The sequence below is a fragment of the Sphingomonas sp. Ant20 genome (assembly GCF_000783375.1).
In the GTDB taxonomy this organism is placed as follows: Bacteria; Pseudomonadota; Alphaproteobacteria; order Sphingomonadales; family Sphingomonadaceae; genus Sphingomonas; species Sphingomonas aerolata.
The window spans coordinates 1-12002 of record NZ_JRVI01000130.1 but is presented as its reverse complement, the minus strand read 5'-3'; the positions used below and the strand labels follow the sequence as shown (position 1 = coordinate 12002).

Below are 12002 nucleotides of genomic sequence, written 5' to 3'. Positions count from 1 at the left end.
CCGGCGATGATCAGGCTCACCGCGCGCGCCGACGCCTCGGCGATCGGCTGGACGATCGCGGTCAGTGGCGGGTGGGCGAGGCGGATGATCGGCGTGTCGTCGAAGCTGATCAGCGACAGCTCCTCGGGCACGCGCAACCCGGTTTCGCGCGCCAGCTCGAGCGTCGCGAGCGTCATCTGGTCGTTGCTGCCGATGATCGCGGTTGGCGGCTCGGGCAGCGCGAGCAGCGTCCGGGCGGCGGCCCGGCCCGAGGCATGGCTGAAATCCCCCGATGCGAGCAGGTCGGTACAGGCCAGCCCCGCATCCGCCATCGCCGCGCGCCAGCCATCGACGCGCCAGCCGCTGAGTTCATACTCGGCAGGCCCGGCGATGAAGCCGATCCGCCGGTGGCCGAGCGCGACGAGATGCTCGGTCGCGATCCGCGCCGCGCGCGCGTCGTCCATCATCAGGCGCACGCCGGGCCCTTCGCTGATCGAGCCGATCCGCACGAACCGGATGTCCTGCGCCGCGAGCAGATCGATGATCAGCGGATTGCCCGAATGCGGTGGGGTGAGGATCACCCCGTCGGGCTGCAGCGCGGCGATCGCGCCCAGCAGCTCGCGTTCGATATGATCGCTATGCGTATCGACCAGCTCGACGATCAGGCGATAGCCATGTTCGGCGCAGGTCAGCATCCCGCCGAGCAGCATCTGGTCGACCCAGTCGGTCCCCTGCCGCGCGCGCCAGGCGGCGATCGTGCGTTCACGGTCGTTGAGCGCGAGGATCAGATAGGAGCGCGAACCGCCCATCCGCTGCGCGGCGATCGAGGGAACATAGCCGAGCCGATCGATCGACGCCTGCACACGCTCGGCCATTTGCGGGCGGACGCCGGTCTCCTTGTTGACGACGCGACTGACCGTCTGCAGCGAGACGCCGGCGTCCGCTGCAACGTGCTTGATCGTCACGGCCTGACGGCGCCTAGCAAGATGCGGGGATCCCGCCGAGGCAGACGGCGCGGTGCTGCAGTAATGCGCGACATAGGCGGCATGGTCCGGCAGCGCATCGACGGTCGCGTTGGTCGTGTCGCGCAGCCCGCCGAGCAGTCGCACGAGTTCGTCGTCGCGCATCTTGGTCGCGATCGGGTGATAGCTTTGCGGCACGATGCCCTGGCCGAGCATCACCTGGACCCAGCTGTTCTCGGCGAACAGCTCGTCATTCTTGCGGAAGACGCGGCCGGTCTCGCGGAAGAGTGCGATCTTGTGCGCGAGCGAATCGGGCACCGGCATCGACGCGCATTGTCGCCAGAAGGCGCTGTCGCGGCGGTTGGTCGCCTTGTAGTGGAGGATCAGGAAATCGCGGATCTGCAGCATGTCGGTATGCTGCTGTTCGTTGAATTCGGCGACGTCGCGCGGACTGATCCCGGCCGATGGGAACATCCGCAGCAGACGGAGGATGGCGCGCTGGATCAGATGGATGCTCGTCGATTCGAGCGACTCCATGAACCCCCCCGGCCAAGCCGATCGCGACGCAGTTGCGGTGCCATTGCTGGCGTCGCGCGCCGGTGACGAAGCGGATCCTGTTCGGCTCGGTCAGGGTTGGTCCCTCGACGGTGCCGAGCAGACGCTCGAGCGCGGCATCGTGATCGAGATAGCGGCTGCAATAGACGATGCCGTTGCCGGTGCGGTGCTGCAGCGGAATGCGCCATTGCCATCCGGCATCGTGCGCGATCGCGCGGGTATAGGGCAGAGCGGGCCGGACGCTCTCGGTCTGGACCGCGATCGCGGAATCGCACGGCAGGAAATGCGTCCAGTCGTCGAACCCGGCATGCAGCGCCTGTTCGATCAGCAGCGCGCGAAAGCCGGTGCAGTCGAGGAACAGGTCGCCCTCGATCCGAGCGCCCGAGTCGAGCGTCAGCGCGGCAATGTCGCCGCTTTCGCCGTTCAGCTCGACCTGCGCGATCCTGCCCTCGACCCGGGTCGTGCCGTCGGCCTCCGCCATCTTGCGCAGGAAGCGGGCGTAGAGACCCGAGTCGAGCTGATAGGCATAGTTCATCCGGCCATCGGGCAGATGCGCGAACTTGCCCTGCAGTGCGGCGCGCAGTTCGAGGCAGTAATCGTCGAACGGCTGGTGATGGCCGCGCGTCAGCCCGTGCAGCCAGAAATGCTGGAAGCCCGCAGACCAGTGATCCTTGCCGGTCGTGCCGAACGAATGGAAATAGGTTTCGCCGCGATCCTTCCAGTTGTCGAAGAGGATGCCGAGCTTGAACGTCGCCTGCGTCTCTCGCATGAACTCGGCTTCGTTGATCCCAAGCAGGCGGTTGAACGTCACGATCGGCGGGATCGTCGATTCGCCGACGCCGACGGTGCCGATCGCCTCGGACTCGACCAGCGTCACCGCGACCGTGCGGCCCATCGTCCGCGCGATCGCGGCGGCGGCCATCCAGCCGGCGGTGCCGCCGCCGGCAATGACGACGCGGTGGATCGGGGGCGTGGTCATCGGCTGAGTGCTCTCAGGAGGAAGGCGCGCAGCTTGCCTGCGCTGTCGGGGGTGAGCGGGGCGAGGACGCCGCGCTCGGCTTCGGGGATATGCGCCGCGACCGCGGGGTCTTCCGAAAAGACATAGTGATCGAACATCGCGCGCCAGTGCCGTTTCTCGTCCTCAGGCAGGTCGCGGATCGCGAGCAGCGCGTGGTTGAGCGCATCCTGCGGCTGGCCGAGCCAGCGGGGCGTGTCGCGCCACCAGTAGTTCACCAGCACGTTGAAGTCCGAAAGCCCCTCGACATGGTGCCACCACAAGGCCGGGATGTAGAGCGCGTCGCCGGCGTCGAGTTCGGCGACCTGCGCCTGCGCCAGCGCATCGCGAAAGCCGGGATAGGCGGCGAAGTCGGGGTCGTGGAAGTCGACCATGCTCACCGCGCGGCCCGCGGGGGTATTGTCGACCGGACCGAGATAGAGATTGCGGAACTGGTCGCGCGGAAACAGCGTGAAGCGGCGACGACCGACCGCGACGCAGGCGAGATTGTCGGGCGCGTCGTTATGCGCCGCGATCCGGGTCGGCGTGCCCATCCAGATGCTCGCGAGCGGCGTGCGGTCGCCGAGATCGACGTGATTGGCCTCGTGCAGTCCGGTGAAGAAATTCTGCATGTCGATCGAGGCGAGATAGATGGACGGTGCGCCGTCCACCCCTTCGTTCTCGGTCATCCGCGCGAAGATCTCGGGCAGCGGCGCGCGCATCATCTGGAAGTTCATGCCCTGCATGTCGCCGTAGAACAGCCGGCCGCCGCTCTGCGACGCGCCGACCGAGACGGCAAAGGGCGTGGGCCGGGCATGGCGCTCGATATAGTCGCGCGCCGCGCGTCCCGACTGGCGACCGGCCTCGACCATCGGCCAGTCGGCAACGAGCCCGCGGACGTGAACGGCGTCGTCGCCTCGCGCAGCAGCGTGTCGAGCGCCGCCGGCCCGCTGATGTCGACTTCGCGGATCCGCGGCAGGGCGGCGAAGATCCCCGCGGTGCCGGCGTCAGCCATGCGCGAGCCGTCGGTTCTTGCGCGCGACGAGATCCCCGATCTGGCCGAGCGAGGCGAGCGCCATGAAGATCGGCAACAGATGGCCTTCGGCGTGGAGCTCGGCGACGGATGCGGGATCGAGCGCTTCCAGGCGGTCCTCGTCGATGACGTGATAGCCGACCAGCCGGTTCTTCGAGCCATCGTCGAGCGTGACGTCGAGCGTCAGCGGTTCGAGCAGGTCGTGACGCTGGAGCGCGGCGAAGAACGCGGTCGCGGCGACATAATCCTCGTCGAGCGCGCGCAATTGATCGGCGATGCGTTCGAGAAACGGCGTCGGGCGACCGGTATCGTCGAATACGCGCATGCCTTCGCCGGCGCCGATCCGCGGGCTCGCCATGTCGATATGCACCTGGCGCAGCGACGAGCCCTCCGGCCCCCGACCGACGAGGAAGGGCTGGCTGTCGATCGCGAGCGGGCGATAGCGGGCATCCCAGCGGTCGCCGTCGAGAAACAGGTTTTCGCCCGCTTCGAACCCGAACATCGCGAGCGCGGTGAAGCCGTCGCGCGTCTGGTCGCGCTGGAAGAGGATTGGATAATGCGTCTGGACACGGCGGAACTCGCTGGGGACGGTGATGCACGCCATCACGGCGTCGCCCAGCGCATCCGACCGGTCGGTGCGGATCCGCAGGTCGCGGTGCTCTTCGGGCGTCAGGATCGCGTGGTCGGGCATCAGGCTCTCGTTTCCATGGTAGCGCTTGTCATCGCATGCCGCAGGGCATCGAGATAGGCGCGATTGGTCGGCAGGGCGGCGGCGAGCATGCGACCGTGCCGGTCGACCTGCTGCACGAGCATGTCGGCGGCCCCGCGCGCGCCCGTGCGGACTGGCGTGCGGCGCGGCGCGGGAAAGCCCATGCCGTAGAGCACGTATTGATAGCTCGCCGCGGGAAAGATCTCGTCGACCATCGGGAAATCGGCGTGCGACGGGGGATGGTCGGCCCAAAGCAGCAGTAGGTCGGCGAGACGCGGCGGGATCGAGCCGGGATCGCGGTGATCACGCCAATAGGGTTCGTCGCGCTGGCTGAGGACATAGTGCAGTTTGAGGAACTCGACGATCCGGTCCCAGCGATAGCGGAACAGCGTGTTGAAGCGCGCGGCGTGGAGATCCATCGTGCGGCGGGTCGCCGGGAAATTGTCGAGCAGCGCCTCGACCGACAGCTCGACGAGCACGATCGCAGACGCCTCGAGCGGCTCGAGGAAGCCGGCGGACAGACCGATCGCAAGGCAGTTGCGGTGCCAGAAGCGGTTGCGGTGGCGCGACTGGAACCGCAGGGGGCGAAAGTCGGGGAGTGGTGCGTCGGGGGCCGTCGCGCGCAGATAGCGGGTAAGCGTGTCCGCCGCCGCGTCGTCGTCGAGATGCGCGGACGAATAGACGCAGCCGATGCCGCGTCGCGCGGGCAGGCCGATATCCCAGATCCAACCCGCGGCGTGCGCGGTGGCATTGGTCTGCGACGCGATCACGCTATCGGCGGCGACCGGCAGCTGGACTGCGAGCGCGCGGTCGTTGAAGAGTTCGCGTCCGCGGTCGATCGTGCCGACGCCGTAATGCTCGCCGATCAGCAGTGCGGCATGACCCGTGCAATCGAGGAACACGTCGCCTTCGATCCGGCCCGATACGCGCGTGCGGACCGCGGCGATGTCGCCATCGGCCGCGCCATCGACGCCGACGACATGGTCGCGCAGGTGGCGCACCCCGAGCCGTTCGGTCGCGTGGCGGGCGAGCAGGGCGGCGAACTTGCCGGCATCGAGATGATAGGCATAGTTCAGCGTGCCCGCATAATCGGGCATCGCGCGCTGACGCGGGGCAAGGTCCTGGCTGCAGACGGCATGTTGCGCGCAGAGCGCTTCGGCAAAGGCCAGACCGCTGTCGGACCAGGCCGAGGCGAGATCGCGGGGGGCTGCATCGGCGGGAGCGTGAAGGGGTGGAGATAGCGGTCGTCGGGCGCGCCGGTGCGCCAGCCGTCGAAGCGCGATCCCTGTTTGAACGCGGCATCGCAGGCGAGGAGGAATTCGGTTTCGGAGATGCCGATCCGCTCGAGCGTGCGGCGCATCGTCGGCCATGTGCCTTCGCCCACGCCGATTGTCGCGACGTCAGGCGACTCGATCAGGGTAACCTGAAGCGGATGCTCCGCATCGCGGTCCGCGCGGGCGGCGATGAGGCACGCGGCGAGCCATCCGGCGGTGCCACCGCCGACGATCACGATCGAGGTGATCGCCCGATCCATGTCCAGCCCGTCAGTTTGCATGTCCGACACTGTCATTGTGTGCCGCCAAGGCGCCGAAAAGACCACCCCCCGCGGGGGAGTGGTCGTTCCGTAGGCCGGCTGCGCCGCGGATCAGAAGTTGAACCGCAGGCCGGCTGCGTAGCGGGCATAGCCCGGCTGCGCGAAGGTGGCGAAATTGTCCGACCGGCGATGACCGCGACGGCCCTGGCCGGTGAGGTTGATGACCTCGCCGAACACGGCGAGCCCCGTGGTGACCTGATAGCTCGCGCTGGCGTCGACCTGCCCATAGGATTCGACATAGAGCGGGTCAAAGGCGCCGCCGGCATAGAATTCGCCGCGCCAGTTATAGGCCACACGCGCTTGGATGCCGTTCTTGTCGTAATAGGCGACCGCGTTGGCGCTGTCGCTGAGCCCGGTCAGCGCGAACTGGCCGATGTTCGGATCGAGCGTGTTGTCATACTTCGCGTCGCCATTGACTATCGTGTAGTTCAGGATGACGCCGAGCCCGGTGTTCCAGAGCCTGTGCTGCAGCGCGAACTCCCACCCGTCGATATTGGCGGTCTGGTCGCTGTTGAACGGCTGGCTCAGCTGGAAGTTGAACAGATCGTCCTCGGGCAGACCGAAGATGTTGCCGTTCAGCAGACCGGAATCGCTGGTGCCCGTGACCTGCGACGAGGCGGGGAAGTTGCGCAGGATGTAGTCGCGAACCTGGAGGTTGTCCGTCGTTCCAAGTGCTGCGACCGCCTGACGATAGCGGGGGCCCGAGCCCGGGTTGCGCAGGTTGAACGCGGACGTGTTGACCTGCGTCGTGCCGATGAAGTTCTTCACGTCCTTGTTGAAATAGCCGACCGAGATGTAGCTTTCGGCACCGTAATACCATTCCGCCGACAGATCGATGTTCTTCGACTTGAAGGGGACGAGGTTCGGATTGCCCTGGCTGCCCGTGCCGCCGCCGATGCGCGGGTTGGAATCGATGTTAAGGCCACCCTGCAGGCTGCCGTAATCGGCGCGCGTGATCGTGTGGCTGTACGACGCGCGCAGCTTGACGTTGCGGAGCGGTTCGATGTCGAAATCGACCGCGGGCAACCAGTTGTGATAGCGGCCCTTCAGCGAGGTGAACGAATTGGCGCCGTAGGTGAGCGCGAATTCGTTCGCGCCCGTCCAGCGCGTACCGTTCGGGATCGGCACCAGCGCCGACGAGTTCACCTGCGTCTCGTCATAGCGGACGCCGCCGATGAGGTGCGCCGGCATCGAGAACATGTCGAACTTGCCGTTGAACTGAATATAGGGCGAGATCGTGCGTTCGCGGATGCGGCGATCGTTGGTGTAATTGGCAAGACAGGTGCCTTCCGCCGCGACGCCCGTCTGCGGTGCGCTGCAGATCGCATATTGCGAGCGCAGCAGTTCGGCCATCTGCTCGAAATTGAACGTGTAGATCGACGGCGGCAGCGCGGGATCGTTCGATCCGGCGACACCCTTGAACTTGTCGGGCAGGCTGGTGAGGTTGAAGAAATCGTCGGGCACGGCCGCCGCGCCGAACGACGCACCGCGCGGGTCGACACCGCCCCAGGTCTCGTTCTGGATGAAGCCGTAAGCCGAGCGCACCTTGTTATCGACATAGGAAAAGCCCCAGTCGATGCTGCTCAGGAAATCGCCGTCGTGGTCGTAATGACCCTTCAGCTGGAGCTGGTTGATCTCGTTCTTGAAATAGGCGTTGCGGAACGCGTTGCCGGTCGGCGTGATCAGCGACGCGTTCAGCGGGTCAATGCCGGGATACATCTGGTACGAGATGACCGGCAGGTCCTTCTCGAAATTGATCGTCTGCGACTGGACGCCGAAGATCGCGCCACCGATCGACGTGCTGCTGCCGTAATCATTGGTCGGCTTCGACACCGCGGTCGAATGATGCGCGTCGAGCGACATCGTGACGTTGCCGGGCGCTTCCCAGGTCAGGTTGCCGCCGAGCGACTTGTTCTCGGACTTGTTCGCGGTCAGCGAGCTGCTGTACGACAGATCCTTGCCGGGCGCGAAATTCTCCGAATAGAAGACCGGGCCAGCCGCGGGACCATCGGTCCAGGCGCTGCGCGTGTCGCCGAAGTTGAACCAGATACCGACGCTGCTGTTGCGGACTTCGACCTTGTTGCTCGAATAGGTGAAGTCGAGCGTGGCGGTCAGCGTGTCGGTCGGCTTGGCCTGCAGCACGAGCTGGCCATTGATGCGCTCGCGATCGATGTCGACGACATCGTAATTGGCGCTTTGCGGGATTTCGTAGACGTCGGTCGGGCCGGGACGGTTGGTAATGTTGGCACCGCCGGGCGTGCCGGGCTGGGCGAGCGTGCCCCAGTTGTTCTCCGCGCCGAGAAAGCCGTCGCGGAAGCCGACGCCCGCCGAATTGTTGCTCGCCTTGCGCCGCTGATAGGCGCCGCTGAGCAGGACGCCGATCCGGTCGTCGGCGAAGGTCGTGGACAGGATGCCCGACACTTCGGGGGTGATCGGATCCTTGCCGTTGCGCGAGCTGTCGAGCACGCCCTTGACGGCGACGCTGCCGCGCGTGCCGGGCTTGTCGATCGGACGCGGGGTGCGGATGTTGATCGACGAGCCGATCCCACCCGACGGGACCGCGGCGCGACCGGTCTTGTAGACCTCGACCGCGGCAACGCCTTCGGAGGCGAGGTTGGCGAAGTCGAACGAGCGCGAGGCGGGCGCGCTGGCGCCGTCGCCGAGCGTCGAGGTCGGCATCTGGCGACCGTTGAGCGTGACGAGGTTGTACTCAGGACCAAAGCCGCGGACCGTGACCGTCGAGCCTTCGCCGTTCGAGCGGTCGATCGAGACGCCGGTGATGCGCTGGAGCGATTCCGCGAGGTTGGTATCGGGGAACTTGCCGATATCCTCGGACGAGATCGCGTCGACCACGCCCTGGCCGTTGCGCTTGATGTCGATCGCCTCGCGCAGCGACGCGCGGATGCCGGTCACGACGATGTCGTCGGTGACCGCATTCGGATCGGCGGGCGTGGCGGGTGCGGCCTGCGGATCGATGTCGGACGGGCCGGGATTGCCGACCGTGGCTGCGGCATCCTGCGCCAGAGCGACGCCGGGGATGGCGGCGAGCGCCAGTGCCGATGTGCCGATGACAAGACGCGAAAGCGAGCGAGCCGTGAAGCCACGCATGGTAATCCTCCCTGTAGCCGACGCTATGAGTGCGCCTTCCGTGTGAACGTTCACTTTCCCTTTTCGCGATTCGTGTCAAGGATTTGGGCTGCTGGTTGTGAACGTTCACTAAATATGCTGTGAATAGTGACAATGGTGCCACAGCCCGGCCGGACGCGTGTCGCAGTCCGCAGGGGGAGGCGAAAAACCGGAAGGGAATGAGGATGTCGACGGGGTATCGGGCGCTGATGCTGGGCGTGTCGCTGATGGGGATCGCCGCCATGGTCGAGGCGCGCGAGACGCCTGCGAAGGTGGCTCCGCCCAAGGCGCCAGCGACGGCGGCGCAGGACGCCGGACCCGATGCGCGACGGCGTGCCGCGGCGATCGTCGCGCGGATGACGATCGACGAGAAGATCAAGCTGGCACACGGCCTGTTCCCGCCAATGGCGGCAGGCAAGACGACGGACACGCTGATCCCGTCGGCGGGTCATATCGACGGCATCGCGCGGCTGGGCGTGCCGCTGGTCCGCGAGAGCGACGCGTCGCTCGGCGTCGCCAATCAGGTCGAACAGCGCAAGGGCGACGTCGCGACCGCGTTGCCGTCCGGACTTGCCACCGCCGCGAGCTTCGACCCCGAAATCGCGCGCGCAGGCGGTGCGATGATCGGTGCGGAGGCGCGGGCGAAGCGGTTCAACGTGCTGCTGGCAGGGGGCGTCAACCTGACGCGCGATCCGTGGAACGGGCGCAACTTCGAATATCTCGGCGAGGATCCGCTGCTGGCTGGCTCGATGGCGGGGGCGCATATCGCCGGGGTCCAGTCGAACCACATCGTCTCGACGGTCAAGCACCTCGCGCTCAATGCGCAGGAGACCGGTCGCATGGTCGTCGCGCGCGGATCGGCGAGGCCGATCTGCGGATGAGCGACCTGCTCGCGTTCCAGATCGCGATCGAGCGCGGGAAACCGGGATCGGTGATGTGCGCGTACAACAAGGTCAATGGCGACTGGGCGTGCGAGAACAAGCATCTGATGACCGACGTGCTCAAGCGCGACTGGGGCTATCGCGGCTGGGTGATGAGCGACTGGGGTGCGGTCCATTCAACTGCGAAGGCGGCCAATGCGGGGCTCGACCAGCAGTCGGGACAGGAACTCGACAAGGCGATCTACTTCGGCGCGCCGCTCAAGGCCGCGGTGGCCGACGGCAGCGTATCGCAGGCGAGGCTCGACGACATGATCGTCCGCTATCTGACCGGCCTGATCGAAACCGGCGCCTATGACACGCCGATGCCCGCCGCAGAGGCGCCGATCCCCTATGCGCGCCATGCCACCGTGGCGCAGGAGGCGGCGGAAGCGGGGATCGTGCTGCTCAAGAACGACCGCGAGATGCTGCCGATCGCGCGTACCGCCAAACGCATCGTGCTGATCGGTGGACGAGCGGACGTTGGCGTGCTGTCGGGCGGGGGATCGAGCCAGGTCCGCTCGGTCGGCGGCGCGCCGATCGAGATCCCGCTGACCTCGGGCGCGGCGATGTCGTTCGCGCGCTATACCTATCATGCCTCGTCGCCGCTCCGGGCGATCACCGCGGCGATGCCGGGCGCGGTGGTGACCTTTGTCGACGGCAAGGACACGGATGCGGCGGCGCGCGCCGCCCGTGACGCGGACATGGCGATCGTCTTTGCGACGCAGTGGACGACCGAGGCGCAGGACGTGCCGACGCTGTCGCTGCCCGACAATCAGGACGCGCTGATCGCGGCGGTGGCGAAGGCGCAGCCGCGGACGGTGGCGGTGCTCGAAACCGGCGGACCGGTGCTGATGCCCTGGATCGATGCGGTGCCGGCGGTGCTGCAGGCCTGGTATCCGGGACAGCGTGGCGGCGAGGCGATCGCGAACATCCTGACCGGCCGGGTGTCGCCGTCGGGCCGGCTGCCGATCACCTTCCCCGCCGCCGCGACCCAGGCGCCACGCCCGGCACCGGTCGGCCTCGACCGGCTGACGTCAGTCGACGCGCAGGCGGCCGCCAATCCGGCGAACGCCGCCGCGATCCAGCTCGAAAGCTTTCCGGTCGACTATGTCGAGGGCGCGGACGTCGGCTATCGCTGGTACGAGAAGCAGCGCCAGCGGCCGCTGTTCGCCTTCGGGCACGGGCTGAGCTTCACCAGCTTCGCCTATCGCAACCCGGTGGTGACCGGCGGCCGGCGGCTCAGCGTGACGTTCGACGTCGTCAATACCGGGCGCCGTGCGGGTGCGGACGTCCCGCAGATCTATGTCGCGCAGGCGGCGGCGAACGGGGCGGGGACGGCGACGCCGATGCGGCTTGCGGGGTTCACACGGCTGACGCTCAATCCGGGCGAGTCGCGGCGCGTGACGCTGACCGCGGAGCCGCGGGTCGTCGCGCAGTACGACACCGCGCTGCCGGGCTGGCGGATTGCCGGGGGCCGCTACCGCGTCGCGCTGGCGCATGATGCCGCGGACCGGTCGCAGCTGCTGACGACGACGCTCGAGCCGATGACGATGAAACCTGACCGGGGCTTAGACCAGCGGCGGCGGGGGTGGTTCGGGAGTTGCCCGACGACGGCGAGCGGGTCACAAGGGCGCCATCGTGCCGCGTTCCGTTTTCTCTCCCTCGCATAGTCGGTTACCGTCGCCCACGCCGCGACCGGCAGCTTTCCTCCTCGTCTGCGCGCTCGCTTATGCGGGGGCGGTCGTCGGCTATCTGCCGCTGCTGACGCTGCTGCTGCCGATCAAGGTCGATCAGGTGGCGGGCGACGGTCGGCTCGATCTGCTGACGGTGACAGTGATCGCGGGAGCGATCGCGGCGAGCGTGGCGAATATCGGCTTTGGCTGGCTGGGCGACCGGTCGGTGAGCCGGGGCGGGGGGCCGCCGCGGGATCATGGCGGGGGCGTCGTCGCGACGATGGCGTCCTATGCGGGGCTCGCGGTCGCGACCACGCCTGCCTTGCTGGTGGCGGGGATCGTCCTGTTCCAGGTCGCGCTGAACGCGGTGATCGCGCCGCTGATGGCGATCATCGCCGAGGAGGTGCCCGATGGCCGCAAGGGGGTCGCGGGCGGGCTGCTGGCGATGGCCAGACGC

At 67.3% G+C, this 12002-nt stretch carries 6 protein-coding genes and 3 pseudogenes; 2 read left to right on the top strand and 7 right to left on the bottom strand.

Annotation, left to right across the window (positions count from 1 at the left end; genetic code table 11):
- From NI18_RS25760 to NI18_RS14895, 7 genes and pseudogenes are all read right to left on the bottom strand, one after another.
- Positions 1–944 (bottom strand): substrate-binding domain-containing protein (locus tag NI18_RS25760; protein ID WP_037530957.1); only part of this gene is annotated, 944 nt, incomplete at its 3' end.
- Positions 945–1001: 57 nt separating this feature from the next.
- Positions 1002–2475 (bottom strand): annotated as a pseudogene (locus tag NI18_RS14915) (tryptophan halogenase family protein); the annotation flags it as partial.
- Positions 2472–3362: a cupin-like domain-containing protein gene (locus NI18_RS14910; protein WP_128082240.1), complete on the bottom strand. Its 891-nt coding sequence runs from the start codon at positions 3360–3362 to the stop codon at positions 2472–2474. The pseudogene NI18_RS14915 and the gene NI18_RS14910, both read right to left, overlap by 4 nt.
- A 135-nt stretch (positions 3363–3497) precedes the next feature.
- Positions 3498–4214 (bottom strand): SapC family protein, encoded by a 717-nt coding sequence (locus NI18_RS14905; RefSeq protein ID WP_037530955.1) that lies wholly within the window; start codon positions 4212–4214, stop codon positions 3498–3500.
- The gene (locus tag NI18_RS14900; RefSeq protein ID WP_347574867.1) at positions 4214–5329 is read right to left on the bottom strand and encodes a tryptophan 7-halogenase; all 1116 of its coding nucleotides are present in this window, start codon (positions 5327–5329) and stop codon (positions 4214–4216) included. The genes NI18_RS14905 and NI18_RS14900 overlap by 1 nt, the downstream gene beginning before the upstream one ends.
- On the bottom strand, positions 5305–5787 hold the full coding sequence (locus tag NI18_RS28085) for a tryptophan 7-halogenase (RefSeq protein WP_347574866.1): 483 nt from the start codon (positions 5785–5787) through the stop codon (positions 5305–5307). The genes NI18_RS14900 and NI18_RS28085 overlap by 25 nt, the downstream gene beginning before the upstream one ends.
- 90 nt (positions 5788–5877) lie before the next feature.
- Entirely contained in the window at positions 5878–8934 is a 3057-nt protein-coding gene (locus NI18_RS14895) for a TonB-dependent receptor (RefSeq protein ID WP_037530953.1), read from the bottom strand.
- 260 nt (positions 8935–9194) lie between these two features.
- Here NI18_RS14895 and NI18_RS14890 point away from each other — a divergent pair.
- Positions 9195–11431 (top strand): annotated as a pseudogene (locus tag NI18_RS14890) (beta-glucosidase); the annotation flags it as partial.
- 79 nt (positions 11432–11510) lie between these two features.
- Positions 11511–12002: pseudogene (locus NI18_RS14885) on the top strand (MFS transporter); the annotation flags it as partial.